Source organism: Bradyrhizobium sp. CER78, from assembly GCF_029846235.1.
In the GTDB taxonomy this organism is placed as follows: Bacteria; Pseudomonadota; Alphaproteobacteria; order Rhizobiales; family Xanthobacteraceae; genus Bradyrhizobium.
The window spans coordinates 11,241-37,187 of record NZ_JARVWP010000033.1; the positions used below are offsets into that span (position 1 = coordinate 11,241).

Genomic DNA, 25,947 nt, shown 5'->3' on the forward strand with positions numbered 1-25,947 from the left:
GAAGGTGACCCACGATTGGCACCAAACATTCAGTGTCGTCCCTGCGAAAGCAGGGACCCATAGCCACAGGGTTAGGCCGTTGAAGACCGCTGTCGCTACAGCGTCGCGTAGCGATGACTATCAGTGGTTATGGGTCCCTGCTTTCGCAGGGACGACGGGTCGCAAGGGTTAACACCTCGGAGGTCTGGGTCTGGCAAGTGGCCGCCAACAGTGATTAGATTTGCGCGCCGGGATCACGGGCTCGCACTTGGGGAGGCCGCCGTGGAGATCAAGAACGCATCGCCGTCGCTGTACAACGAGGATCTGGCGCCGGCCAGGGAACGCAACTGGGGCGCCTTCAGCATCTTCAACGTCTGGACCTCCGACGTCCACAGTCTCTGGGGCTATTACCTCGCCGCCAGCCTGTTCCTGCTCTGCGGCAGCTTCGTCAATTTCATCCTCGCGATCGGCGTCGGCTCGCTGGTGATCTTCGTGCTGATGAGCCTGATCGGCAATGCCGGAGTGCGGACCGGCGTGCCCTATCCGGTGCTGGCGCGGGCCTCGTTCGGCGTGTGGGGCGCCAACATCCCGGCGCTGGTGCGTGCCATCGTCGCCTGCTTCTGGTACGGCGCGCAGACTGCGGCGGCATCAGGGGCGATCGTCGCGCTCTTGACCCGCATCGACAGCTTCAAGGCGTTCCACCAGTCGAGCCACATGCTCGGCCATTCCACGCTCGAGGTGATCTGCTTCGTCGTGATCTGGGCGCTGCAATTGCTGATCATCCAGCGCGGCATGGAAACGGTGCGCCGCTTCCAGGACTGGGCCGGGCCTGCAGTGTGGCTGATGATGCTGATCCTTGCGATCTATCTCTGCATCGCGGCCGGCGGCATCTCGCTCACCGCGCCGATCCCGCAGGACGTGCTGCTGGAGAAGACCAGGGAGGCCGGTGTGCCCGGCGAACCCGGCTCGTTCCCGGCGCTCTGCGCCGTCGCCGCGACCTGGATCACCTATTTCGCCGCGCTCTATCTCAACTTCTGCGACTTCTCGCGTTATGCGCCCGACGTGCAGGCGCTGCGCAAGGGCAATATTTGGGGCCTGCCGGTCAACCTGATCCTGTTCTCGCTGGTGGCCGGCGTCACCACGATCGCAGCCTTCAACGTCTATCACGAGGTGCTGCTGCATCCCGACCAGATCTCGGCGAAGTTCGACAGCTGGTTCCTGGCGCTGCTCGCCGCGGTCACCTTCGCGGTGGCGACGCTCGGCATCAACGTCGTCGCCAATTTCGTTTCGCCGGCGTTCGATTTCTCCAACGTGTTTCCGCGGCAGATCGACTTCAAGAAGGGCGGCTACATCGCGGCGCTGATCGCGCTCTTGCTGTATCCGTTCGCACCCTGGGAGGGCAGCGCCGCCTCGTTCGTCGGACTGATCGGCGCGACCATGGGGCCGATCTTCGGGATCATGATGGTCGACTATTATCTGATCGCGAAGGGCCGCGTGAACGTGCCGGCGTTGTACCAGGAGGACGGCGAATATCGCTTCCAGAACGGCTGGAACGTCAGCGCGCTGATCGCCGCCGCCATCGGCGCGCTGTTCTCGTCGGTGCTGCCGAACTTCACCTCGATCCTGCCGGCCTGGTGGGCGGTCTATGGCTGGTTCTTCGGCGTCGCCATCGCCGGCGCGGTCTACTACGCGCTGCGGGTTGCGATGCCGAGCCCGGTCGCCAGAACTGCCTGAGGGCCGGTAAATTCGATCCGGGCAGGGCGGCCGATGTCATTCGGCCGCCTTGGCGTGCTCGTATTAACTCTTCGCTCATCCTTTTCGCCAAAATGGCAACCTCGCGCTGCCGCGCTCGCTCGCGGCGGGGCGTCCGGCGTGGTGAAATTGCGTGTTCGGTTTTCCGAGACTGGTGTCATGCGTAACCTGATGATTTTCGCGGCCATCCTGATCGGGCTGGGCACCTTCATGGCCCAGATGGCCAGCAAGATGTCGCCTGCCGCCGCGACCACCGCCAAGCAGACCATTGCGCCCGCCGTCACGGTGGCGCAGGCCAGCGCCCGCACGCTCAGCATTACGCCCGATCCGCGCGGTCATTTCGCGACCGACGGCCGGATCGACGGCCAGCGCATCAACTTCATGGTCGACACCGGCGCTTCCGTGGTCGCCCTGAACGAGACCTCGGCCGCGCGCTTCGGCCTGCGCCCGGTGCCGGGCGATTACACCTCGCGCGTCACCACCGCCAACGGCACCATCAAGGCCGCACGCGCCCATATCGCCATGATCGAGATCGGCGGCCTTACCGTGCGCGACGTCGATGCGCTGGTGCTGCCGGACGAGGCGCTGTCGGAAAACCTGCTCGGCCTGTCGTTCCTGTCGAAGCTGAAGCGCTTCGAATACGCCAACGGCAAATTGTTGCTGGAGCAGTAAGGCCGATTGGCATCAAGGGCCTATCCAGCTCTTCCGCAGACCAAATCTTCCACTGACCAGGTCTTCCGCTGAAAGTCTTCTTCTGTGAGGCGGATCGTCTCCTCGGAACGGCGGAGATTCCGTCGAAATTGATGAGGCGGACACATAAGTCGCCTCAAGCGCGTTCAGAACGCTATTTGTTCACATTTTGGGAATGAGAAGATAGTCGAGTCGATCTTCGCGACGGCGCGGCATTTGCGCCAGACGTTCGCGGGCAATGTCAGACCTGAGGCGCTTGCGCAGAGGTCGAGCCGATCTCGCGGCGCACCTACTGTAAGTCCCTATTGTACTCCCTAATTTCGTGATCCTGATCGTCGACATTCGGATAGCGTTCAATCTGATAACAGGAAATCTCATCACCCAATTTGTATATCGAGCGTTTTACACGCTCGTCGTTGTCCGGCGATTTTCCAATAAGAGATATGCCCAGACCGTGATCGTCACCCTCCAGCGCTAGCCCATCCATCGCAAAAGAAAAACCGGATAGACACGCTTTCGGCACGTCAGTCCATCGCCCATTGTGTTCGATGCGCATCGAGCGTTCCAAGTTTACTCCAAACACTTTCTTTTCCGGGTTACGATCGCAAACCGCTTTGAGGGAGCGAATCTCGATTTTTGCAAGATCTTGACCTTTGTAATTTTTGAAATTCAAGATCGCAACATCCGCTGCACACCAGGGACTGGAGTTCGCCCTACATAAGGTTGAACTGGCAAATAGAAGCGATAAAGCTGCAGCGAGCGTGACCGTTTTCATCGACAGGCCTCAATATTTGTATCGGTTCCAATCCGGCATCCCGCGCCCCGTTGGCTTGCCGTTATGCCAATACTTTTTGTACCCATACCAAGATCCAACCCATGCATTGTAATCTGGAACTTGCTGGGTGTAAGCGCGCGCATTGGCTCTATCTCCATCACTTTCGTCCTGACTATCCCAATGCATGTGCCCTCTTGCGACCGCACCGCTGTTATCGCCAAGCCCCACACCACCGCCAAGCGCTCCTTCTTGGTACCCGCGCGCTATCTGATCGTAGTAGTATAGCCCGTTGCGTTTGAAGATTTCGACGCCCAGCTCCGGGATAAAGCCCCTCCTCTTGGTCTCTTCCGGGTAATATTGGGCACCAAGGTCTTTCATTTCCTTGAGGGCAGCATCCCATGCGCTCTCCGCGCTTTCGAAGCCGATCCCCGCATTGCGGCTCGGATAGTCACCACCTTCGTCGCCGCCGAAACGCTTGATGCCGACGATGCCTCCCGATCCGCTGGGACTGTTGCCAGTCGCTGGCCCGTTGACGTCGGGCTGACCAGCTCCTGTCGCGGGCTGTTGCGGCAGGGTTTGCGGCTGCGCTGGTTGAGCCGGTGTCGGCGGCTGTTGAATCTGCGCCTGTTGAGCAAGGCGATCCGCGGCGAACGGATCGTGGTCAACGGGAACGAGCGAGTAGTCATCGAAGTCCGGCAGATGGTCCACCGGCACCAGAGAGTAATCAGGCATGATCATCACCTACAGATATTGCGGACAGCTTCGGGTGAGCCCGTGCGTGACCGCACCTCACGGAGAGGGCTGGGTTGGCTTTGGATGTTTGAAGGCAAGTGCTTGAAGGCAGAGTGCTTGAAAAATGGCTTGCGCAATGGCGCGGGAGTGTCGCTTCCGGTTCGGCTTGCCCATCGTCTTCGCCGGGCGCCGGTCTGTCGGTGGGGGCCGCCTTGGCCACCAGCCAGTTCGGCTCGCTGCGGTGGCCAATTTCGGCGCGCTCGGCAGTACTGGCCGACAGCGGCTGTCCGATTCAAAAAGCCCGCAGCGGATTTTCCGGTGCGGGCTTAATTGTTGCGATGATGAAAATGTATCGGTGAGTTGCCCGACGTGTCAACCATTCGACGCGCAGATTTGTTCGACGGGCGGATTGCAGAGCGCCGGGAGCGGCCGAAATAACAACCGCCCGGCAATGCCTGCCTGTCCATCCCTCGCGCCCCCCTAGAAACAATGCTGGGTCGAAGCGATAGCGCTCAAGCAACTCGTGGGACGCAACAGCGTAGCGCAGGGCGCTTTGACTCCATCTCTTCCATTTGGCCTTGCTGGCAAGAGACTCTGTCGCAGTCGGGATTAGCCCGGTGTCCACCGAGCCGCGAGCAGCTCAGTGCCGCACCGAGCAGCATTCCAAATCAAATAATCGACGTTCCTCAAGCGCGTCACCCGAAAGAATGCTCCGTATCCGGGACTTGGGAGAAGGACCAATATCATCCCGCGCTTCCAGCTCCTTCAGAAGCGACTGAATGCCCTCGTCTTGGTAGTGTGCCAAAACCATCATCGTCGATAAACGAGGCACCATGGCGCTCGTTAGCTCCTCGGAAGATATCAAATCCTGGTCACGTAGTTTCATCAAGTTCCTGACGAAGACCACATGTTGATCAATCGAAAGCCCATACATCGACAGAATTGCTACGTGTCTCTGGCGTTCTGAATGATTTTTTTCGGAGAGAAATCGGATGCAGAAATCGGGGTTCCTGGCGCTCGCATCGACAAGTTGCTGGAAGTCATTTATGCCGAGCCAGCCGTAGACTGAAACCCCAACACGCTCATGGTTCCGGTCCGTGGCAACAACCTTGTCCGCATATCCCTCATAATTACTCGCTGCGCTGCCGCCGGATGGTTCAGGGGGAGCGGGTCGAGGACAGGAACTGAATGCACACCAGTCCTGTGGGTCGGAGGTAATGAGCCGATCCACCAAAGCCCTATAACTCCCGGCGTCATACGAGCCGTCGGCCTTACGACTGGATGGTTCGGCGGCAGCGATTTCTGGACAGCAAGCGAAGAGGCATCCGAAGCATAGCAAGAGCCACATTCGAGCGCGCCGCATGCTAAGGCTCGTACCGACGATAAACCAGCAGACCACCAGGCTGATTGTTACCCATCATCTTTGCAGCAACGCTCTCGATTTTTTCGCTCTCTCCAACACCGAGGAAGTTGGCATTCGGCCCCACAATCATGACGTGACCTGTCGCACCATTCGGCCACTGTATTCGCTGCCCGACTACATCTCCGGGCTGTGGTGACTCTTCTGAACCCAACACTCTCCACCCTGGGATCGCGAAAGAAGGATCAGCCCAATTCGCTGCTGTAGGCGGATACTGCTTCCACCACCAGTGCCCATTTGGGAGACCGGGACTTGCTCCCGCGCCGGCTAGCGTATCATAGACAAACAGATTGCATTTGTCTGTATTGGGACCAAAATTTCCCTTCGCCACGTCGAAATGCCAATCCCCCGATCCAATTTGTTTCTGTGCGGCTTCGACTATTTTCTGACGTGTGAGGGCCAACGGATCATCCGTCTTGGCCTGATTGACGAGAGACGCCGTTGGCGTCGGACTAGCGTAGCCGCCAAAGGGAGCAGCTTGGGCTGCGCCTTGATCCGGGTTGGGGACACCTCCAGTGCGGCCGACACCACCGCCTGCAGCCGGTGCACCGGCATCGGGCTGACCGGCTCCCGTTGCTGGCTGTTGCTGCGGCGGACCTTGCGGCCGGGACTAAGCCAGTTGAACCTGCGGCTGTTGCGCAGGGCGATCCGCGGCGAACGGATCGTGGTCAACCGGAACGAGCGAGTAGTCATCGAAGTCCGGCTGATGGTCCACCTGCACCAGAGAGTAGTCAGGCATGATCATCACCTACAGATATTGCGGACAGCTTCGGATGAGCCCGTGCGTGACCGCACCTCGCGGAGAGAGCTGGGTTGGCTTTGGATGTTTGAAGGCAAGCGCTTGAAGGCAAAGTGCTTGAAGGATGGCTTGCGCGATGGCGCGGAAGTGTCGCGTGGGTGGGGCGCGGCCCTGGCTGTCAGCGAGTTCGGCTCGCTGCGGTGGCCAATTTCGGCGCGCTCGGCAGTGTATTGCCCGACAGCGGCCTGTCCGATTCAAAAAGCCCGCAGCGGATTTTCCGGTGCGGGCTTAATTGTTGCGATGATGAAATTGTATCGGTGAGTTGCCCGACGTGTCAACCATTCGACGCGCAGATTTGTTCGACGGGCGGATTGCAGAGCGCCGGAAACGACAACCGCCCGGCCATGCTTGTCCTTGCATGGCGTCGCCCCTCCAGAAACTATGCAGGGTCGGAGCGATGAGCGGTCAAGCAGCTTGTAGGGCACAACAGCGCGGCGTATTGCGCCGGCGTGCAAGTCTTTCGCCGATGCCAAATCTGCCGCAATTATTAGCCACAAGCCGTCAATCCTGCCTTCCGCTGCGGCGATGCATTCGCTAAAGCCAGCAGCATTGTTCCTCCGCACGTCCATGAGGCCGTTTCTGATGTTTCCCAAGCCGAAATCCGCGCTGGTCCCGAACACCTATGCCTTCGAATCCGAGCCGATGGTGAAGCCGACCGGGTTTCGCGAATACGACGCGCGCTGGCTGTTCAACAAGGAAATCAATCTGATGGGCGTGCAGGCGCTGGGCATGGGGCTCGGCGCGCTGATCGCGGAGCTCGGCGTCAAGCAGGAGATCGTCACCGGGCACGATTTCCGCGGCTATTCGGCGTCGATCAAATACGCGCTGATCTCGGGCCTGATGGCGGCGGGCTGCAAGGTGCATGACATCGGGCTTGCGGTGACGCCGATGGCCTATTTCGCGCAGTTCGATCTCGACGTGTCCTGCGTCGCGATGGTCACCGCCTCGCACAACGACAATGGCTGGACCGGCGTCAAGATGGGCGCCAACCGTCCGCTCACCTTCGGCCCCGACGAGATGACGCGGCTGAAGGAAATCGTGCTCAATGCTGCCTTCAACGACAAGGCCGGCGGCTCCTACCAGTTTCACGAGAACTATCCGGCACGCTACATCGCCGATCTCACCAACCGGCCGAAGCTGAAGCGCAAGCTGAAGGTCGTGGCCGCATGCGGCAACGGCACCGCGGGCGCGTTCGCGCCGCAGGTGCTGGAAGCGATCGGTTGCGAGGTGATCCCGCTCGACACCGAGCTCGATCACACCTTCCCGAAATACAATCCGAATCCGGAAGACATGGAGATGCTGCACGCGATCCGCGATGCGGTGCTGGCGCACAAGGCCGATGTCGGCCTCGGCTTCGACGGTGACGGCGACCGCTGTGGTGTGGTCGACAACACCGGCGAGGAGATCTTCGCCGACAAGGTCGGCGTCATGCTGGCGCGCGACATGTCGGCGATCAATGCCAATGCGCAGTTCGTCGTCGACGTGAAGTCGACCGGGCTGTTCGTGACAGATCCGGTGTTGCAGAAGCAGGGCGCCAACACGGTCTACTGGAAGACCGGGCATTCCTACATGAAGCGCCGCACCAACGAGCTCGGCGCGCTCGCGGGCTTCGAGAAGTCCGGCCATTTCTTCTTCAACAAGCCGTTCGGCCGCGGCTATGACGACGGCCTGGTGTCGGCGATCGCGATCTGCGAGATGCTCGACCGCGCGCCCGGCAAGTCGATGGCCGATTTGAAGAACGCGCTGCCGAAGACCTGGTCGTCGCCGACCATGTCGCCGCATTGCGCCGACGAGGCGAAATACGGCGTGGTCGATGCGGTGGTGAAGCACTTCGAGACGCTGCAGCAGAACGGCGGCAAGGTCGCCGGCCAGAACATCCGCGATCTCGTCACCGTCAATGGCGTGCGCGTTACGGTCGAGGACGGCAGCTGGGGCCTGGTGCGCGCATCCTCGAACAAGCCGGAGCTTGTCGTCGTGGTGGAAAGCCCGGTCAGCGAGCAGCGCATGCGCGACATGTTCGAGGCGATGGATTCGGTGCTGCGCACCCATCCCGAGGTCGGCGAGTACAATCAGAAGATCTGAGGCGCATGCTCGCCCCAAGCAAACTGTCATCACCCGGCTTGACCGGGTGATCCAGTACGCCGCGGCCTCTCGATCGAAAATGACTGCCTCTGGAATACTGGATCGCCCGGTCGAGCCGGGCGATGACAGCGAGGCTGGTCGCCGATCTTGCTTTCTTCACGCCGCCCGCAGCGAGGCGAGGAAGCGGTCCAGCTCGGTCTTCAGCCATTCCGACTGCGAGGTCAGGCCGTTCGCCGCGTCGAGCAGTTGCGCGGTGGCGCCGCCGGCCTGTTCGGAGGCGCGGTTGACGTTGAGGATGCCCTTGTTGACGTCGCGCGTGCGATCGGCGGCCTGCTGCAGATTGCTGGAGATCTCGCGGGTCGCCGCGCCCTGCTGATCGACGGCTGCCGCGATCTCGCCGGAGACGTGGTCGATTTCCGCGATGGTGGTGCCGATGGTCCCGATCGCGCTGACGGCGGCGCCGGTCGCGTTCTGGATGTCCTGGATCTGAACCGAGATCTCCTCGGTCGCCTTGGCGGTCTGGTTGGCCAGCGCCTTGACCTCGCTCGCAACGACCGCAAAGCCGCGGCCATGCTCGCCGGCGCGCGCCGCTTCGATGGTTGCGTTCAGGGCGAGCAGGTTGGTCTGGCTGGCGATGCTCTGGATCAGCGTCACCACCTCGCCGATCTTCTGCGTACCGGCGGCGAGGCCCTGGACCACGGTGTTGGTGCGGCGCGCCTCGTCGGCTGCCTTGGCGGCGATGCGCGCCGAGCGCGTCACCTGTTCGGCGATGCTGTTGATCGAGGCTGTCAGCTCCTCGGTCGCGGACGCGACGGTTTCCACATTGCTCGAGGCCAGCGTCGATGCGGAGGCGGCGGCGGTGGCCTGGCGCATGGTTTCCGCGTTGCTGCCGTTCATCGTGGCCGACAGGCCCTGCATTGCGTTCGCCGCCACCGCGACGGCCTCGACGACCTCGCCGATCTTGCGCTCGAAGCCTGCGGCTAGCTCGCGCCGCGCGGCGTCACGGTCGTGCTTGGCCCGTTCGGCCTCGATGCGTTCAGCATTGGCGCGGGCTTCGGCAGCACCGGCGGCCTCGGCCTCCGAGGCCTTCAGCGCCGACGTCCTGAACAGTTCGGCAAGCGTGTGCGCGAGCCAGATCAGCACGCCGGCCTCGATCAAGAGGATCACGGCGTGCAGAACGACGCGGCCGAAATCGGCGCCGCCGGGATAGATCGCGGCCGGGAGGATGAAGTTCAGCGTCAAATGATGCAGGGCCACGGCCGCGGTGCCGGCGACGATCGGCCGGTAGTCGCAATAGGCGACGAGGCAGGCCAGCGCGGCGAAGAAGTACATGTGCATGTCGACCTGCCAGCGATGGCCGGCGAACTGGTAGACCAGCATCGACACGCCGGCCATCAAGGCCACGGCAACGATCAGCCGGGTTGAAACGCCGTTCCCCGACAAGCGCCACGACGCCGTCGCAGCCAGCGCCATCGCGACCATGAAGCCGGCCGGGATCAACCAGTCGGTGTGCAGCGCCACGCCGACGATGATCGCGATCGGAACGTGCAGCCAGAGCACCACGAGCAGGATCTTGCTGGCCGTCTCGCGCAGCGCGGCCATCTCATCGCCTTCGAAGGTCATTCCCAACCCCCAGATCGTCGTCCGCCTTGAAGCAGCCAGCGATCGCCTGCGGATCCATGGTCAGCAGCGCGCCCGCCTCGTAGAGCCGGCGCAGCCCGCCATCGCGGTCAGGCCGCACCACCAGCAGGGCCGGTATGGCGGTCATCCGAACGATCGACGCATTGGCGGATGCGGCGGCCAGCAGCGCGCGCTCGGCGCGCCACCACGGCGGAAAAGCCACGGCCACCACGTCGCTGCCCGCACGCACCTGCAACGACAGCATCGCGACCGCGATCCAGCTCGCAATCAGCAATGCAGCCGCGCCTAGCCATGCGGGCCGTCGGCTCGCTGGGATGATCTCCCCCGGCACCATGGCAGCACAATACCGCCGCTGGCGCTAACTTCCGGTAAATGCCGTGCCAGCGAACTACCTGGGGGCGTATCGACGATCGTATGAGGTGGTGCGGCGGCGCTTACGCCGCGGGCACCGGCAGCGCCGTCACCGACTTGATCTTCTCCATCGCAAAGCGCGAGGTGACGTTCTTCAGCGGCACGGCCGAGATCAGCTTCTTGTAGAACACGTCATAGGCCTGCATGTCCGCGACCACGACGCGCAGCATGTAGTCGACGTCGCCGGCCATCCGGTAGAACTCCATCACCTCGGGCATGGCGCTGACGGCGTCGGCGAATTTGCGCAGCCAGGCTTCCGAATGGTCGGCGCTCTCGACCGAGACGAACACCGAGATCCCGAGCCCGATCTTGTTCTGGTCGACCAGCGCCACGCGGCGCAGGATCACGCCGTCGGCCTCAAGCCGCTGGATGCGCTTCCAGCACGGCGTCGACGACAGCCCGACCCGGTCGCCGATCTCGGCGACGGAGAGCGAGGCATCCTCCTGCAATACGGTCAGGATCTTGCGATCGATGGCGTCAAGACGGCGGTTGTTGTCATGAAGCTGAACGGCGACGTCGGTCATAGAAGAAAGTTCCACATGAAGGTTCAAACTCCCTCATATAGAGAAAAATCTTCCAAATCAAGCGATTCGTGACTGGTCAGGCCGGCCGGGCGTCGGCGTGTTCGCCCAAAAACGCTTCAACTTCAGTACGTTGCGGTGCGGCATAAGCGCCGCCGAAGCGGGTGCATTTCAGTGCTGCCGCGGCGGACGCAAAGCGCAACGCCTGCCGCAGCTCCTGCTTCTCGGTGATGGCGAGGGCAAACGCGCCGTGGAAGACGTCGCCGGCCCCGAGCGTGTCGACGGTGTGGACCGGGAAGGCCGGGCTCTCCTCGAGCTCGCCCTTCTCATTGAGAAAGATCGTGCCCTTCGGGCCGCGCGTGCCGGCCAGGAAGGAGGGGGTGAGCTTGGCGAGCTTGTGCAGCGCCTGGCCGTCGTCGGTGACGTCGGCGGTCTCCTGCAGCGGCTCGCTGGAGAACACCAGATGCGAGGAGGCGGTGAGCAGCCCTTCCCGCATCGACATCGCGCGGTCGACGTCGACCACCACCGGAATGCCGCGCCGTACGGCCTCGGCGCACAGCTCGGTGCAGAACGGCGCGCAGCGGCTCTCTGTCAGGATCGCCGCGCAATCCTCCAGCAGCAGCTCGGTCGGCGGCAGCTTGACCTTCCAGAGCTCGGGATCGCGGAAGGTGACGATGGTGCGCTCGCCGGTGTCGTCGATCATGATCGCCGAGATCGGGGTGACGAGGTCCGGCATGTGGATCAGATGGTTGGTCTCGATGCCTTCCTCGGCCAGCTTGTCGAAGATGAAGCGGCTCGAAGTCTCCCGCGAATCGCCCATCGGCCCGCAGATCGAGGCGCGGCCGCCGAGCCGGACGATGCCGATCGCGGCGTTCAGCGCGTTGCCGCCGCAGATCTCGTCGAAATGCGTCGCATTCTCCTTGGAGCCGCGCGCCGGAACGTTGACGCGGAAGGTCAGGTCGCGCACCGGCAGGCCGATGCAGAGGATGCGGGGCGGGACTTTCGGGGCGCCGTCTTGAAAATTCATGCAGGGGTCCGTGGCAATGGTTCCGTCAACTGGCTCAACCTGTGTCCAGTCTAATCGGCAGAACGATGTCCGGTTCCCGCTATGGGTCCAACGGATTCCGGTGTTGCACCCAGCGGCCGAGCAAATGATGGGCAATCGCGAACGGATGCGGGCCGGCGAGGCCGTCGGGGTGCTGGCGCTTGAGCATCAGCGTCGCCTCGGCGTGGTCGAACCAGCGCGCATCTTCGAGCTCGGTGCGGTCGACCACGATGTCCTCGTTGGTCGCGCGCGCGGTGCAGCCGATCATCAGCGATGACGGGTAGGGCCATGGCTGCGTCATGTAATAATTGACGTCGGTGCAGCGGATGCCGCTTTCCTCGAAAATCTCGCGCCGCACCGCGTCTTCGATGGTCTCGGCGGCCTCGACGAAGCCGGCGAGGCAGGAATACATCCCGGGCATGAACTGCTTCTGCCGGCCGAGCAGCACTTTGTCGCCCGACGTGACCAGCATGATCACGACCGGGTCGGTGCGCGGAAAATGTTCGGCCTTGCAGCTTGGGCATTCGCGCTTCCAGCCGCCCTCCCGCATCGCCGTGCGGGTGCCGCAGTTCGGACAGAAGCCGTGGCGCTGATGCCAGGTCACCATCGATTTCGCCATCGCGATCGCTGACAGCTGCTCCGGCGGCACCACGCCCTGCATCGCCATGCCGCGCAATTCGGTGATCGCAACGTCGGCGCGTCCGACCAGCTTCTCCGCCGCCTGCGGCGCGATCCCCATGCCGAAGATCGGCGCCGCATCGCGCAGGCCGAGGAAGATCGTGCCGGGATTGGCGCCGTAGCTCCGGGCCTCCTCGAGCGAGAGCAGCGCGCGGGCGCCGCCTTCCTCCTGCTTCACCACCAGCGAGTCGCGATAGATCACATAGGCTCGCGCCTCGCGATGGCCCTCCAGCGCGAACAGCTTCTCGTCATTGCTGCGCAGATGCGCGGCGCGGTCCAGCACATGGGTGACGAAGGCCGGCTGGCCGAGCGGAAATGAATCGGATGCGGACATTGAAATTCAACCCAACCAGATCTTGCGGCGAAGCGCGCTGATGAAATTCTGCACTTCCTCGGCGTCATGCGCCAGCGGCGGCATCACGCCCCAAACGGGACGCGGCCATGCAGCGTCGCTGCTGCGGCGCGCGATGATATGGACGTGAAGCTGCGGGACGAGGTTGCCAAGCGCTGCGACATTCAGCTTGTCGCACTTGGTGACCTCTTTGAGGGCCCGCGAGACGCGGGTGATCTCGGTCATCAGCTGCGCCTGCTCGACCTCGTCGAGGTCGATGATCTCGACCGCGCCGTCGCGCCGGGGCACCAGCAGCAGCCAGGGATAATGCGCATCCTTGATGACGAGCACCTTGCACAACGGCAGGTCGCCGATGTCGATGGTGTCTTTTTTGAGCTGCGAATGCAGCGACCAATTGGAGGCGGGCATGGGGGGCAAATAATGCCTTTCCGTGTTCCCAGACAAGCCCCGCAAAGCCAAGCCCTACAAAGCCGGTCAGGCCGCTTGCTTTCCGGCGCTTTTGGCCCCAAATAGGGACCGGGAGATTGGCGGTGGACGAGCCACTCGCCAACCGGGTCAGGTCCGGAAGGAAGCAGCCCTAACGAGGTCCGGATCGGGTCGCTCGTCAGTCTCCTACCTGTTTTCCGAGCGAATCGCGCTGGAATGGCGGTCTCCGCGCCTGGCGCTCGATTTCGGCTCTTATATCCGCACGCCGGCTGATCGACGCATGAATGACGCTGGCGCCCCCTCCCAACCGTCCGACGGCGAAGGCCAGAGTGGCTTTGATCTCGGCGGCGCGCCGGATGCCGCCAAGCCGTACCGCGTTCTCGCCCGCAAATACCGCCCTTCCAGCTTCGAGGACCTGATCGGCCAGGAGGCCATGGTCCGCACCGTCTCGAATGCGTTCGAGACCGGGCGGATTCCCCAAGCCTGGATCCTCACCGGCGTCCGCGGGGTCGGCAAGACCACCACCGCGCGTATCCTCGCCCGTGCCTTGAACTACGCCAAGCCGGATGGCTCGGTGACCGGGCCGACCATCCACATGCCCGACCTCGGCGTGCACTGCCAGGCGATCATGGAAAGCCGGCACATGGACGTGCTGGAGATGGACGCCGCGTCCCACACCGGCGTCGACGATGTCCGCCAGATCAATGACAGCGTGCGCTATGCGCCGGCCAGCGCGCGCTACAAGGTCTACATCATCGACGAAGTCCACATGCTGTCGACGGCGGCCTTCAACGCCTTCCTGAAGACGCTGGAGGAGCCGCCGGAGCACGCCAAGTTCGTGTTCGCCACCACTGAAATCCGCAAGGTTCCGATCACGGTGCTGTCGCGCTGCCAGCGCTTCGATCTGCGCCGCGTCGAAGCCGATGCGCTGATGAAGCATCTCGGCAATATCGCGGCCAAGGAAGGCGTCGAGGTCGAGCCCGAGGCGCTCGGCATCATCGCGCGTGCCGCCGAAGGTTCGGTGCGCGATTCGCTGTCGCTGTTCGACCAGGCGATCGCGCATGCCGCCGGCAATGTGAGGGCCGACGCGGTCCGGCAGATGCTCGGCCTTGCCGACCGCACCCGCGTGATCGATCTGTTCGATTCGCTGGCGCGCGGCGATCTCGCCGCCGCCTTCACCGAGTTCCGCGCGCAGTATGACGTCGGGGCCGATCCGGTGGTGGTGCTGTCCGACCTTGCCGAGTTCGTCAATTTCGTCACCCGCGTGAAGGCGATTCCGGCAACGGCCGACAATGTCGCGTTCGGCGAGACCGAGCGCGTGCGTGCGCGCGAGTTCGCCGCAAAGCTGTCGATGCGGGTGCTGTCGCGGATGTGGCAGATGCTGCTCAAGGGCATCGCCGAGGTGCAGACCGCGACGCGCCCGGCCGCCGCCGCCGAGATGGTGCTGGTGCGGATCGCCTATGTCGCCGACCTGCCGACGCCGGATGAGGCGATCCGGATGATCGAGCAGAACGGCGGCGGCGCGGCGCCCGCGACGTCCGGTTCCGCCGCATCGTCCCCGTCACGCGGTGCGCCGACCTCGGCGATATCGGCAATGCCGTCGGCGCCGGTGCGCGCGCCGCAGGCTTCCCCGCGCGCCGATCTCGCCGCGCGTCCGCAGATGGCGGCACCGGTCGCCGATGCTGCCCCGACGCTTCGGATCACGAGCTTTCCGCAGCTGATCGCGCTCGCCGGCGAGAAGCGCGACATCATGACCAAGAGCGCGCTGGAGGCCGATGTGCGGCTGGTGCGCATCGAGGATGGCCAGCTCGAGATCGCGCTGGAGCCGAAGGCGCAACGCGCACTCGTCACCGATCTATCGCGCAAGCTCGAACTATGGACCGGGCGGCGCTGGACCGTGATCATCTCCAACGAGGCCGGCCAGCCCACGGTGCGTTCGCAGAACGAACTGGCGCGCAGCGAGCACCAGCGCGCCGCGGAGGCCGATCCGCGGGTGCAGGAGGTGCTGGCGCGCTTCCCCGGCACCAAGGTGATCGAGGTCCGCCGCCTTGCCGCCGAGGTTCCGGTTGCGGATGCGACCGGTGAAGACCCGATTGAAACTTCCGACAGCGACGACGATTGATCTGATTACAGGAACGCACACATGGCTGATTTTCTCGGCATGATGAAGCAGGCAGCGCAGCTGCAGTCCAAGATGCAGGAGATGCAGGAGCAACTCGGCAATGTCGAGGTCGAGGGCATTTCCGGCGGCGGCCTGGTCACTGTCCGCATGACCGCGAAGATGGAAGTGAAGGGCATCAAGATCGATCCGTCGCTGATGAAGCCGGAAGAGCGCGAGGTGCTCGAAGATCTCTTGGTCACCGCGCATGGCGATGCCCGCCGCAAGGCCGAGACGGCGATGCAGGAGAAGATGATGGCACTCACCGGCGGGCTCGGCCTGCCGCCGGGATTTGGTCGGACCTAAGATGGCTGCAAGCGTTGCCGGCCCCGAGATCGAACGCCTGATCCAGTTGCTGGCGCGGCTGCCGGGCTTAGGTCCCCGCTCGGCGCGGCGCGCGGCGCTGCATCTGATCAAGAAGCGCGAGGCGCTGATGACGCCGCTGACCGCGGCGCTGCAGGTCGCGATCGACAAGATTCAGGTCTGCAAGACCTGCGGAAACATCGATACACAAAACCCCTGCACGGTGTGCACCGATCCGCGCCGCGATCCGTCGATCATCGTCGTGGTCGCCGACGTCGCCGATCTCTGGGCGCTGGAACGCGCCAATGCGACCAATGGCCGTTATCACGTGCTCGGCGCGACGCTGTCGCCTCTCGACGGCGTCGGCCCGCAGGATCTCACCATCGACCAGCTGGTGGCGCGCGCGCATGCGCCCGAGGTCAGCGAGATCATTCTGGCGTTGAATGCGACCGTCGATGGCCAGACCACCGCGCATTACATCACCGACCTGTTGGCGGAGGCCAATGTGCGGGTGACGCGGCTGGCGCATGGCGTACCGGTCGGCGGAGAGCTTGATTACCTCGACGAAGGTACGCTATCGGCTGCGATGCGGCAGCGGACGCTGTTCTAGCAAGCGATCCAGAGCCGGACACGGCTGATTTTGCCAAGCGATCAGTCACAAGTCGAAAAGATCGCGCTTAAACAAAATGATAGGGTTGGATGACGATTCGGGGACGGTCATTCACGCTCTGACGGATCAGCTACGGAACACCTGAAAATGACGGCACACCGATTCGGCGTACGCTTGGGCTTTGCGTTTCTGGCGGCAACCTTCGCCGCGCCCGGCGCGATCGCGCAGCAGAGCGATGCGCCGCAGAAGCCCGGCAAGATGATCCACGCCGGCGATGTGTTGTCGGGGGAACTCGGCGTCATGAAGGTGCGCGATGCCAAGAACCGCGGCAAGCGCGTTGCGACCTACCAGATCACCAGCGAGCCGCGCCGCCTGCCGCCGCCGAACGGTCTGTGCAATCTCGAGACCGGGCCGGAAACCTTCCAGCTGATTCCGACCAACGACGCCCAGGCCGCGCAGCTCAAGAGCCTCTCCGGCAAGGCCATCTCGGTGAAGGTCGACGAAGTCGCCTGCGCCAAGGACGCCGGCGAGATGAGCGAAGCCATCGTCACCAAGTGGAGCGTGGTGGCGAAGTAGGTTCTTGTAGCCCGGATGGAGCGAAGCGAAATCCGGGACAGTTGTGCCAGTCGAGAGGTTTCCCGGATTGCGCTTCGCTCCATCCGGGCTACGGCGGCTGAGCTAAACCCGCACCGGCCCCAGCTCGTCAAAATGCCCGCGCCGCTGCAGCCAAGCGAGGAGAATGAAGCTCGGAATGGCTGACGCGGTGCAGACGAGAAAATAGACGAACCACCCGGTCGCATCGGCGATATAGCCGCTACCCGCGGCGAAGACGGTCCGCCCGAGCGCCGCCAGCGCCGTCAGAAGCGCGTACTGTGTCGCTGTATGCAAGGGGTTGCCGCACAGTGCCGAAAGATAGGCTACGAACGTTACCGTCCCGAGCCCGGCGGTAAACTGTTCAGCTGTGATCGCGAATGTCAGCCACGCAACGTCGTAGCCGACGAGTGCCTGCCACGAGAAGGCGAGGATCGCAATCGTTTGCAGGATCCCACCGATCCAAAGGCTTTTGCTCAGCGAGAACGAGCGGCAGACGAATCCACCGACGAACCCGCCTGCCAAGGCTGCAGCGAAGCCGACGCCCTTCAGAATAGCCGCGAGCTCGACCCGGGAGAAACCCATCTTCAGGGCGAATGTCGTGTTCATGGCAGTGGCTAGGGCATCGGCCAGCTTGAACAGCGTGACAAAGAGCAAGACTGCGATCGCGGCGTCCCGCGACAGGAAATCTTTGAGACTGGCGATCGCAACCTCGATGACGCGCCTTCCTGCGACTTCGCCGGTGCCGGCATGTTCCGCGCTAACCTCGGCGGATTGTTCCGGCTCGATTGCTAACAGCGTCGCAGCAATCCCGACTGCGATCAGCAAGCCCATCACCACAAACGTCGCGCTGTAGGCATGCTGCTGATCGACGCCCGCGTTCACGAACGCGCTAACGAGCAACAATGAGCCGGCGCCTGAGACCAACGCGGCAACGCGATAGGCCGCGACGTAGGAGGCCATTCCGGCCGCTTGCTCGGATTTGCCGAGGCTTTCAACCCGGAATGCATCGATGACAATGTCCTGCGTCGCCGATGCCGTCGTCACCAGCAGGGCTGCGATCGCCACCAGTGCGGGAGCTTTGAAAGGATCGCAGCAGGCGAGCAGGATGATCGCGCCCATCAGCCATAGCTGAGTCAGGATGAGCCATGCGCGGCGGCGTCCGAGCAATCGGCTCAGCACAGGCACATCGAGGGCGTCGATTGCAGGCGACCAGAAGACCTTCGCCCAATACGGGGTGCCGACAAATGCAAACAGACCGATCGTCTTGATGTTCACGCCACTTTCGGTCATCCAGGCCTGCAATGTCTGGCCGGCGAGCGAAAATGGCAGCCCCGCGGAAAACCCGAGCAGCATCACGACCAATACACGCCGCTGGAAATACACGGCCACCAATTCGCGCCATGAGGCGGCCTTTTGGGGCGGGGTCGCGGTCACTTCAGGTGCTGTCATAGGTTCGTTGTTATCAGATTCGGCCGCAAAAAGACTGTCGTCGCCCGGCTTCACGTAGACGTACGCGCACCCAACTGCCGCCTCTGGGATACTGGATCGCCCGGTCGAGCCGGGCGATGACAGCAATTATGCGGCGCGATCTGCGATCACTAACATCACTAGGCGCGGTCAAAGAGAGGTTCCCAGAGTCGGCCCAAAAAAGACTGTCATCGCCCGGCTTGACCGGGCGATCCAGTATCCCAGAGGCCTATCCGCCTCCACCCGCAATCTCCGGATAAAGATCGATCCAGTCCGGATTGTCCTTCTCGATCAGGGCAATTTTCCACGCGCGCGGCCATTTCTTGAGCCGCTTCTCGCGCTTGATCGCGTTCTCAGGATCATCGAATTGCTCGAAGTAAACGAGCTTCACCACATCGTACTTCTCGGTGAAACTCTCGATGGGTTTCAGCTTGTGCTCGCCCACACGGCGAATGAGGTTATTTGTCACGCCGATGTAGAGCGTGCCGCCGGTGTGGCTGGCGAGGATGTAGACGTAGAAGCTGCGTGATCCCAACTGCTGCCTCTGGGATACTGGATCGCCCGATCAAGTCGGGCGATGACACCGATTGGGTGGCGCGAGCGCGCCAAACAACTTCTAAGCAACAATCACTCCCCCGCCTGCAGCTTGCGCGGGGCGGGGAACAGGTCGGTGGTGGCGGCGGGCTTGACGAAGCGGGGGACTTCGATCGGGGTCTCGGACTTGCTGAAGTCGAGCTCCTCGATGCGGCCGGCGCGCTTCTCGATCTTGTCGGCGGAGATCAGGATCTGCCGGACGTCCTCGTTGACCTGGCCGAAATGGTTTTGCAGCTTGAGCACGCGCTCGCGCAGGCGGCCGAGGTCGTCACCAAGGTGCATCACCTCGTTGCGGATCTGGTCGGCGGCGTCGCGGATGCGGGCGTCCTTCAGGATCTGCTGCATCACCTGGATCGCCAGCATCAGGAGCGAGGGCGACACCAGCACGACGCGGGCGCGATAGGCTTTCTGGATCACGTCGTCGAAGCCGTCATGGATTTCGGCGTAGACCGATTCCGACGGCACGAACATCAGCGCGGTATCCTGGGTCTCGCCCGGGATCAGGTATTTTTCGGCGATGTCGCTGACGTGTTTCAGCACGTCGGCGCGCAATCGCTGGCTGGCGAATTTGCGCTCCTCGTCGCTGCGCGCATCATGCAGCGCGGTCATCGCCTCGAGCGGGAATTTCGCATCGATGCAGAGCGGGCGCTGATCGGGCAGGAACACGACGCAATCCGGCCGCTTGCCCGAGGTCAGCGTGTACTGGAACTCGAACGAGCCCTTCGGCATGCCGTCCTGGACGATCGCCTCCATCCGCGCCTGGCCGAACGCGCCGCGCGACTGCTTGTTGGCGAGCACGTCGCGCAAGGTCGTGACCTGGGTGGTGAGCTCGTTGAGGTTCTTGTGGGCGTGGTCGATGATGCCGAGCCGCTCGTGCAGCACGCGCAGCGAATCCATCGTGTTGCGGGTGGATTGTTCCATCGACTGGCCGACCCGGTGGGTCACCGAATCCAGCCGCTCGTTGACCGCGCGGGCCATCTCGGCCTGGCGGCCGGCCAGCGCCTGCGCCATGGCGTCGACCCGCCCGGAGGATTCGCTCTGGGCCCGCAGCATGTCGGCCAGCCGCACCTCCAGCTCGTCGGCGCGAATGGCCTGGGCCATCGCGAGTTCCGCGCCGCGCCGGCTGGCGCGCGCGATCACCACGGCGATGGCGAACAGCAGGATCAGCGCCAGTGCGCCAAGGCCGATCAACGCGTCGGAGACGCGGACCGGAAGGTCGCCAATCGTGAGCAGAATCTCGTTCATGCCGTCAGTTGTAGCCGATTCGCTGTCGGGCGCGAACGAAGAGGGAACATTTATGGTAAATGCTTTTCCGGATTTTCTTGGTTAACCGGGGGTGAAGAAACGTGGTTAAGGTTGTCTTAACGGGTTCCTGAGCGCATTGACCGCATCAGGCCCGCAGCTTAAATCGCCGCCATGGCTTTAAGAGAAATCATCATCCTGCCGGACAAGCAGTTGCGGCTGGTGTCGAAACCGATCGAGAAGGTGACGCCGGAGATCCGCAAGCTCGCCGACGACATGCTCGAGACCATGTATGACGCGCCCGGCATCGGGCTTGCGGCGATCCAGGTTGCGCAGCCGCTGCGCCTGATCACCATGGACCTCGCCAAGCGCGACGAGAACGGCGAGACCACGCCGCAGCCACGGGTGTTCATCAATCCGGAGATCATCTCGCATTCGGAAGAGCTGTCGGTCTACGAAGAGGGCTGCCTGTCGATCCCCGAATATTACGAGGAGGTCGAGCGCCCGGCGCGGGTGCGCCTGCGGTTCACCGATCTCGACGGCAAGCTGCATGAGGAGGATGCCGAGGGGCTTTACGCCACCTGCATCCAGCACGAGATCGACCATCTCAACGGCGTGCTGTTCGTGGATTATCTGTCGAAGCTGAAGCGCGACCGCGTCTTCAAGAAATTCGAGAAGGCCGCCAAGCGCGCGGCGGAGTAGGCGCGCCCTCCGCTGTCTCACGCCCGGAAGAATCTGATCGCATGCCGCTCCGCCTGATCTTCATGGGCACGCCCGATTTCGCCGTGCCGACCTTGCTGGAACTGGTGGCGCACGGCCATGAGGTCGTGGCCGTCTACACCCGCGCGCCGAAGCCCGGTGGTCGCCGCGGCCTGCAGTTGCAGCCGACGCCGGTCGAGCAGGAGGCGCGCCGGCTCGGCATTCCCGTGCTGACGCCGAAAACGCTCAGGACGGACGAGGCGCTTGAGGCGTTTCGCGCCCATGACGCGGATGCTGCCGTCGTCGTCGCCTACGGCATGATCCTGCCGCAGGCCATTCTCGACGCGCCGAAGCTCGGCTGCTTCAACCTGCATGCCTCGCTGCTGCCGCGCTGGCGCGGCGCCGCGCCGATCAACCGCGCCATCATGGCCGGTGATGCCGAGAGCGGCGTGATGGTGATGAAGATGGATGTCGGCCTCGACACCGGCAACGTCGCGATGGCCGAGCGGCTGCCGATCACGGACAGCATGACGGCATCCGACCTGCACGACGCGCTGGCACCGCTCGGCGCCGATCTGATGGTGCGCGCAATGGGCGCGCTGCAGCGCGGCGGCTTGCAGCTGACGAAGCAGAGCGAGGATGGCGTCACCTATGCCGCCAAGATCGAGAAGGCCGAGGCGCGGATCGACTGGACGCAACCGGCGCATACGGTGCTGCGGCACATTCACGGGCTGTCGCCGTTCCCCGGCGCCTGGTGCGAACTGACAGGCGAAGGCGAGCCGGTGCGGCTGAAGATCCTGCGCTGCGAGCTGGCCGAGGGTGCGGGCAAGGGCTCGGGCGAACCGGGCGATGTGCTCGACGATCATCTCGCGATCGCCTGCGGCGATGGTGCGGTGCGGATTATCGAGCTTCAGCGCGCCGGCAAGGGACCGATGAAGGCGGCGGACTTCCTGCGCGGCACGCCGCTGAAGCCGCCCGCGCGGCTCACCTAATGCCCCGCTACAAGCTCACCATCGAATATGACGGCACGCCGTTCTCCGGCTGGCAGATCCAGGACACTGCGCCGACCGTGCAGGGCGCGCTGGAGACGGCGGTCAAGGCGATCTGCGGCGAGGACGTGCGCGTCCATGGCGCGGGGCGTACCGATGCCGGCGTGCACGCGCGCGGGCAGGTCGCACACTGCGACATTGCCAAGCATTTTCCGCCGGGCCGTTTTCGCGACGGGCTGAACGCGCATTTGCGGCCCGATCCGATCGCCGTGCTCGCGGCCGATATCGTGCCCGACGATTTCGAGGCGCGCTTCTCGGCGACCAAGCGGCATTATCTCTATCGCATCACCAACACCCGCGCGAACCTCGCGCTCGATGTCGGCCGGGTCTGGCGCGTGCCGCGCGCGCTCGATGCTGAAGCAATGCATGCCGCCGCGCAGCGCCTGCTCGGCAAGCATGATTTCACCACCTTCCGCGACACCGAGTGCCAGGCCAAGTCGCCGGAGAAGACGCTCGATCAGCTCGACGTCACCCGCGATGGCGCTGCCATCAACATCGTGACGTCGGCGCGCTCGTTCCTGCACAGCCAGGTGCGTTCGATGGTCGGCTCGCTGGTCTGGGTCGGTGAGGGCCGTTGGAGCGCGGACGATCTTTTCGCCGCACTCACCGCCCGCAACCGCGCCGCCTGCGGCCCGGTCGCGCCGCCCGACGGGCTCTACCTGATGCGGGTGGATTACGAGTGACCCCCAATCCCTACTGTGCATGGGGTTGTTTTCGATTTTTTGCCCGTGATCTCGTAGCTGGCCGCCCGCGCACACTGTCATCGCCCGGCTTGACCGGGCGATCCAGTACGCCGCGGCTTCTCGGTCCAGTATTGTCGCCTCTGGAATACTGGATCGCCCGCTTTCGCGGGCGATGACAGTCGGGGGGGCAATAGCCCCACGGCCACGAACCTATCCGAAATACCGGTCCAACACGCCCCGATAGATCCGTGTCAGCTTCTCGAGATCAGCCACCGGCGTGCGCTCGTCGATCTGGTGCATGGTCTGGCCGACCAGGCCGAATTCGATCACCGGGCAATAGCTCGAGATGAAGCGCGCATCCGAGGTGCCGCCGGAGGTGGAGAGCTCCGGCTTGCGGCCGGTGATCTCCTCGATCGCGGCGACCGCGAGATCGGTGAACGGGCCGGGCTGGGTGACGAACACGTTCGAGTTCGACGGCATCCAGTCGATATGGGCGCGGATGCGGTTGCCGCAGGCTTTCGCCAGGCGATCGTCGACCAGCTGCCGCAGGCTCTCCTGGGTGTGATTGTCGTTGTAGCGGATGTTGAACTTCGCGCGTGCCTGGCCGGGGATCACATTGCTCGCGGTGTTGCCGACATCGACCGTGGTGAATTCGAGGTTGCTGGCCTGGAATTGCGCACTGCCGTGATCGAGCGGCTCGTCGCTCAGCGCCACGATCAGCCGCGAGATGTCGGGCACCGGGTTCGAGGCGCGGTGCGGATAGGCGACATGGCCCTGCACGCCGTCGACCACCAGCGTGCCGGATTGCGAGCCGCGCCGGCCGATCTTGATCATGTCGCCGAGCACTTCGACATTCGACGGCTCGCCGAGCACGCAATGATCGAATTTTTCGCCGCGCTCGGCACACCATTTCAGGAGCTTGACGGTGCCGTTGATCGAGACGTCTTCCTCGTCGCCGGTGATCAGGAAGGAGATCGATCCGTTGCCATTCTCTTGTGGCTTGCCGCCATGGTCGTTCAGATATTGCAACACCGCGGCGACGCTGCAGGCGATGCCGCCCTTCATGTCGACGGCGCCGCGGCCGTAGAGATAGCCGTCCTTCACCTCGCCGGAGAACGCACCGAGCGTCCACGCCGCTTCATCGCCGGGCGGCACCACGTCGGTGTGGCCGGCGAAGGTGATATGCGGCGAAGCACGGCCGATGCGGGCATAGAGATTGTCGATATCGGCGGTGCCGGGCTCGGAGAACGTCACGCGGTGGACGTCGAAACCTGCGGCCTTCAGCAGGTTTTCGAGCACGCCAAGCGCGCCGGCGTCGGCCGGGGTGACGGACGGGCAGCGAATGAGATCGCGGGTAATCGAGACGGCATCACTCATGCGCCTCGCTTAACACGTCACAGCGCCGGTGGACCAGCTTTGTGCGGCACGATATCGAGCTCGCTTTGCTGATCCCAGCCCTGCGTGGAGCGCGACCCGGTGCCGCGGCCGCCTCCGCGGCTCACATGGGTCTTTCCCAGCGGATTGGGACCGTAGCGATTGGGGTAAGAGGTGCCGCGCAGAAAGGCGAGCTCGATGAAGCCCCAGAAATAGAACACGAAGACGATCATGCCCGCAGCCGCCATCAAATAGGATTGGTCGGGAAGCCGGTCGGAGAATTGGCTCATCAGGCCGGGGAGAGCGAAGTACGGCACCATCCACCAGCCGCTCTTGTCGCGGTCGTGCAGGCGCTTGATCGAGACCGCGATATAGACCCAGACGAACAGGAACGTTCCGCAGGCCTTGACCAGCAAGGTCGGCAATCCGGCCCATGTCAGTGATTTGTAGCTGTCCGGGTCGAAGGCCCGGAAGATGTCGTCGACGCTGAAGCCAAACGAGCCGGTCTTGCCGCCGAGGCCGGCCAGGACCACGAGCGCGGCCAGGAACATCATCCAGCAGACGATGATCAGCACGCCGAGCCAGAACTTGGCGCGGTTGACGCGGCCCTTGAAGCCGAACAGGTAATTGGCCCAGTCCATGAAAAGAGACTCCGGGCCGCGGCAATGTTTCGCGGCCCGGAGTTTTGTCGTTTTGAAGAGGTGCTTGGTTCGATATTAGATCCGTCATCCTGAGGAGCGCATAGCGCGTCTCGAAGGATGGACGGCCACTAGCCGGGCCGTCGACCCTTCGAGACGGCCGCTGCGCGGCCTCCTCAGGGTGACGGTGATGGACTGTTATTGCGGCGACAGACCGATCAGTCCCGCAGCAGCTCGTTGATGCTGGTCTTGGCGCGGGTGCGCTCGTCGACGCGCTTGACGATCACGGCGCAGGCGGTGGCAGGGCCGGGCTGGCCGTTCTTCAGCGGCTTGGCCGGCAGCGTGCCCGGCACCACGACGGCGTATTCCGGGACCTCGCCGACGAAGATCTCGCCGGTCTCGCGGTCGACGATCTTGGTCGAGGCGCCGAGGAACACGCCCATCGACAGCACCGCGCCCTTGCGCACGATCACGCCCTCGGCGACCTCGCTGCGCGCGCCGATGAAGCAGTCGTCCTCGACGATCACGGGCTCGGCCTGCAACGGCTCGAGCACGCCGCCGATGCCGACGCCGCCGGAGATGTGCACGCGCTTGCCGATCTGGGCGCAGGAGCCGACCGTCGACCAGGTGTCGATCATGGTCGCTTCATCGACATAGGCGCCGAGATTGACGAAGGAGGGCATCAGCACGACGTTCTTGGCGATGAAGGCGGAGCGGCGCACGATCGCGCCCGGCACGGCGCGGAAGCCGGCGTCGCGGAAGCGGCTCTCGCCCCAGCCCTCGAACTTCGAGGGCACCTTGTCCCACCACGATGCCTTGCCCGGGCCGCCCGCGATCTGGCCCATGTCGTTGAGGCGGAACGAGAGTAGCACCGCCTTCTTCAGCCACTGATTGACCTTCCACTTGCCATCAGCCTCGCGTTCGGCGACGCGGGCTTCGCCCTTGTCGAGCAGCTCCAGCGCGTGGTCGACCGCCTCGCGGACCTCGCCCTTGGTCGAGGTCGAGATGCCTTCGCGGGCGTCGAACGCGGTGTTGACGGTGGTTTCGAGGGCGGACAGCGACATCGGGACGATCCTTGGGCGTATCGGGATATGACGGGAATTTTGCCGGGCCTTTTCGGGATTTGGGGTCACGGAGTCAAGGCTGACGCGGCCGTCGTTTTGGCGAGCGGTCTCTCTCCTCCGTCGTCCCGGCGAAGGCCCTTAGCTCTGCACACATGTCGTCCCGGCGCAG

General features: G+C 63.7%; 28 protein-coding genes and 1 other RNA gene. 13 read left to right on the top strand and 16 right to left on the bottom strand.

Annotation, left to right across the window (positions count from 1 at the left end; all coding sequences use genetic code 11):
- Positions 1-261 precede the first annotated feature (261 nt).
- A complete protein-coding gene (locus QDT69_RS36420) occupies positions 262-1,713 on the top strand; it encodes an NCS1 family nucleobase:cation symporter-1 (RefSeq protein ID WP_279711285.1) in 1,452 nt (483 codons plus the stop codon).
- Between the two features lie 177 nt (positions 1,714-1,890).
- Entirely contained in the window at positions 1,891-2,403 is a 513-nt protein-coding gene (locus QDT69_RS36425) for a TIGR02281 family clan AA aspartic protease (protein ID WP_279711286.1), read from the top strand.
- A 307-nt stretch (positions 2,404-2,710) separates the two neighbouring features.
- Here QDT69_RS36425 and QDT69_RS36430 read toward each other — a convergent pair whose 3' ends face one another.
- Both QDT69_RS36430 and QDT69_RS36435 read right to left on the bottom strand, forming a co-directional pair.
- A complete protein-coding gene (locus QDT69_RS36430; RefSeq protein WP_279711287.1) occupies positions 2,711-3,196 on the bottom strand; it encodes a hypothetical protein in 486 nt (161 codons plus the stop codon).
- Between the two features lie 9 nt (positions 3,197-3,205).
- Positions 3,206-3,928: a hypothetical protein gene (locus QDT69_RS36435; RefSeq protein ID WP_279711288.1), complete on the bottom strand. Its 723-nt coding sequence runs from the start codon at positions 3,926-3,928 to the stop codon at positions 3,206-3,208.
- A 212-nt stretch (positions 3,929-4,140) separates the two neighbouring features.
- On the opposite strand from QDT69_RS36435, the gene QDT69_RS36440 reads away from it, so the two are divergent.
- Positions 4,141-4,287, top strand: a complete 147-nt coding sequence (locus tag QDT69_RS36440; RefSeq protein ID WP_279711289.1) for a hypothetical protein — start codon at positions 4,141-4,143, stop codon at positions 4,285-4,287.
- Between the two features lie 281 nt (positions 4,288-4,568).
- Here the strand turns inward: QDT69_RS36440 and QDT69_RS36445 are convergent, their stop codons facing one another.
- Positions 4,569-5,162 (bottom strand): hypothetical protein, encoded by a 594-nt coding sequence (locus QDT69_RS36445; RefSeq protein ID WP_279711290.1) that lies wholly within the window; start codon positions 5,160-5,162, stop codon positions 4,569-4,571.
- 130 nt (positions 5,163-5,292) lie between these two features.
- Positions 5,293-5,751 carry a hypothetical protein gene (locus QDT69_RS36450; RefSeq protein ID WP_279711291.1) on the bottom strand — a complete coding sequence of 153 codons (459 nt, stop codon included), beginning with the start codon at positions 5,749-5,751 and terminating at the stop codon, positions 5,293-5,295.
- A gap of 216 nt (positions 5,752-5,967) precedes the next feature.
- Here QDT69_RS36450 and QDT69_RS36455 point away from each other — a divergent pair, with 216 nt between their 5' ends.
- Both QDT69_RS36455 and QDT69_RS36460 read left to right on the top strand, forming a co-directional pair.
- Positions 5,968-6,408, top strand: a complete 441-nt coding sequence (locus QDT69_RS36455; RefSeq protein WP_279711292.1) for a hypothetical protein — start codon at positions 5,968-5,970, stop codon at positions 6,406-6,408.
- Positions 6,409-6,729: 321 nt separating this feature from the next.
- Positions 6,730-8,229 carry a phosphomannomutase/phosphoglucomutase gene (locus QDT69_RS36460; protein ID WP_279711293.1) on the top strand — a complete coding sequence of 500 codons (1,500 nt, stop codon included), beginning with the start codon at positions 6,730-6,732 and terminating at the stop codon, positions 8,227-8,229.
- A 156-nt stretch (positions 8,230-8,385) separates the two neighbouring features.
- Here the strand turns inward: QDT69_RS36460 and QDT69_RS36465 are convergent, their stop codons facing one another.
- The 6 genes from QDT69_RS36465 to QDT69_RS36490 form a co-directional block, all read right to left on the bottom strand.
- Entirely contained in the window at positions 8,386-9,852 is a 1,467-nt protein-coding gene (locus QDT69_RS36465) for a methyl-accepting chemotaxis protein (RefSeq protein WP_279711294.1), read from the bottom strand.
- Positions 9,833-10,144, bottom strand: coding sequence for a hypothetical protein (locus QDT69_RS36470; protein WP_279711295.1), 312 nt, complete (start codon positions 10,142-10,144; stop codon positions 9,833-9,835). Before QDT69_RS36470 ends, QDT69_RS36465 begins: the two co-directional genes overlap by 20 nt.
- A gap of 160 nt (positions 10,145-10,304) precedes the next feature.
- Positions 10,305-10,805 (bottom strand): Lrp/AsnC family transcriptional regulator, encoded by a 501-nt coding sequence (locus QDT69_RS36475; RefSeq protein ID WP_076864535.1) that lies wholly within the window; start codon positions 10,803-10,805, stop codon positions 10,305-10,307.
- 76 nt (positions 10,806-10,881) lie between these two features.
- Entirely contained in the window at positions 10,882-11,829 is a 948-nt protein-coding gene (locus tag QDT69_RS36480) for a sugar kinase (protein WP_279711297.1), read from the bottom strand.
- 79 nt (positions 11,830-11,908) lie between these two features.
- Positions 11,909-12,859, bottom strand: a complete 951-nt coding sequence (gene nudC / locus QDT69_RS36485) for an NAD(+) diphosphatase (protein WP_279711298.1) — start codon at positions 12,857-12,859, stop codon at positions 11,909-11,911.
- A gap of 6 nt (positions 12,860-12,865) precedes the next feature.
- Entirely contained in the window at positions 12,866-13,285 is a 420-nt protein-coding gene (locus QDT69_RS36490; protein WP_279711299.1) for an HIT family protein, read from the bottom strand.
- 111 nt (positions 13,286-13,396) lie between these two features.
- On the opposite strand from QDT69_RS36490, the gene ffs reads away from it, so the two are divergent.
- The 5 genes from ffs (at position 13,397) to QDT69_RS36515 (ending at position 16,950) form a co-directional block, all read left to right on the top strand.
- Positions 13,397-13,493: signal recognition particle sRNA small type (gene ffs / locus QDT69_RS36495), an RNA gene on the top strand.
- A 90-nt stretch (positions 13,494-13,583) separates the two neighbouring features.
- The gene (locus tag QDT69_RS36500) at positions 13,584-15,425 is read left to right on the top strand and encodes a DNA polymerase III subunit gamma/tau (protein ID WP_279711300.1); all 1,842 of its coding nucleotides are present in this window, start codon (positions 13,584-13,586) and stop codon (positions 15,423-15,425) included.
- 21 nt (positions 15,426-15,446) lie between these two features.
- Positions 15,447-15,767: a YbaB/EbfC family nucleoid-associated protein gene (locus QDT69_RS36505; protein ID WP_279711301.1), complete on the top strand. Its 321-nt coding sequence runs from the start codon at positions 15,447-15,449 to the stop codon at positions 15,765-15,767.
- Position 15,768: 1 nt separating this feature from the next.
- Positions 15,769-16,374, top strand: a complete 606-nt coding sequence (gene recR / locus QDT69_RS36510; protein WP_279711302.1) for a recombination mediator RecR — start codon at positions 15,769-15,771, stop codon at positions 16,372-16,374.
- A gap of 147 nt (positions 16,375-16,521) precedes the next feature.
- Positions 16,522-16,950, top strand: a complete 429-nt coding sequence (locus QDT69_RS36515; RefSeq protein WP_279711303.1) for a hypothetical protein — start codon at positions 16,522-16,524, stop codon at positions 16,948-16,950.
- Between the two features lie 102 nt (positions 16,951-17,052).
- Here QDT69_RS36515 and QDT69_RS36520 read toward each other — a convergent pair whose 3' ends face one another.
- The 3 genes from QDT69_RS36520 to rmuC form a co-directional block, all read right to left on the bottom strand.
- Complete coding sequence (locus QDT69_RS36520; protein WP_279711311.1) at positions 17,053-18,417, bottom strand: MFS transporter; 1,365 nt, start codon at positions 18,415-18,417, stop codon at positions 17,053-17,055.
- Positions 18,418-18,664: 247 nt separating this feature from the next.
- Positions 18,665-18,970, bottom strand: coding sequence for a GIY-YIG nuclease family protein (locus QDT69_RS36525; RefSeq protein ID WP_279711304.1), 306 nt, complete (start codon positions 18,968-18,970; stop codon positions 18,665-18,667).
- Between the two features lie 92 nt (positions 18,971-19,062).
- The gene (gene rmuC / locus QDT69_RS36530; protein WP_279711305.1) at positions 19,063-20,274 is read right to left on the bottom strand and encodes a DNA recombination protein RmuC; all 1,212 of its coding nucleotides are present in this window, start codon (positions 20,272-20,274) and stop codon (positions 19,063-19,065) included.
- A 171-nt stretch (positions 20,275-20,445) separates the two neighbouring features.
- Between rmuC and def the strand changes: the two genes are divergently transcribed.
- Genes def through truA form a run of 3 tightly spaced genes read left to right on the top strand, consistent with a single transcriptional unit; the run spans position 20,446 to position 22,702 of the window.
- Positions 20,446-20,973: a peptide deformylase gene (gene def / locus QDT69_RS36535; RefSeq protein WP_076864526.1), complete on the top strand. Its 528-nt coding sequence runs from the start codon at positions 20,446-20,448 to the stop codon at positions 20,971-20,973.
- Between the two features lie 41 nt (positions 20,974-21,014).
- Positions 21,015-21,962, top strand: coding sequence for a methionyl-tRNA formyltransferase (gene fmt, locus QDT69_RS36540; protein ID WP_279711306.1), 948 nt, complete (start codon positions 21,015-21,017; stop codon positions 21,960-21,962).
- Positions 21,962-22,702 (top strand): tRNA pseudouridine(38-40) synthase TruA, encoded by a 741-nt coding sequence (truA, locus tag QDT69_RS36545; protein ID WP_279711307.1) that lies wholly within the window; start codon positions 21,962-21,964, stop codon positions 22,700-22,702. Before fmt ends, truA begins: the two co-directional genes overlap by 1 nt.
- 210 nt (positions 22,703-22,912) lie before the next feature.
- Here truA and dapE read toward each other — a convergent pair whose 3' ends face one another.
- The 3 genes from dapE to dapD all read right to left on the bottom strand — a co-directional run bounded on the left by dapE (position 22,913) and on the right by dapD (position 25,778).
- Positions 22,913-24,079: a succinyl-diaminopimelate desuccinylase gene (gene dapE / locus QDT69_RS36550; RefSeq protein WP_279711308.1), complete on the bottom strand. Its 1,167-nt coding sequence runs from the start codon at positions 24,077-24,079 to the stop codon at positions 22,913-22,915.
- A 17-nt stretch (positions 24,080-24,096) separates the two neighbouring features.
- Complete coding sequence (locus QDT69_RS36555) at positions 24,097-24,717, bottom strand: DUF805 domain-containing protein (RefSeq protein WP_279711309.1); 621 nt, start codon at positions 24,715-24,717, stop codon at positions 24,097-24,099.
- A gap of 215 nt (positions 24,718-24,932) precedes the next feature.
- Complete coding sequence (gene dapD / locus QDT69_RS36560) at positions 24,933-25,778, bottom strand: 2,3,4,5-tetrahydropyridine-2,6-dicarboxylate N-succinyltransferase (RefSeq protein ID WP_279711310.1); 846 nt, start codon at positions 25,776-25,778, stop codon at positions 24,933-24,935.
- Positions 25,779-25,947 lie beyond the last annotated feature (169 nt).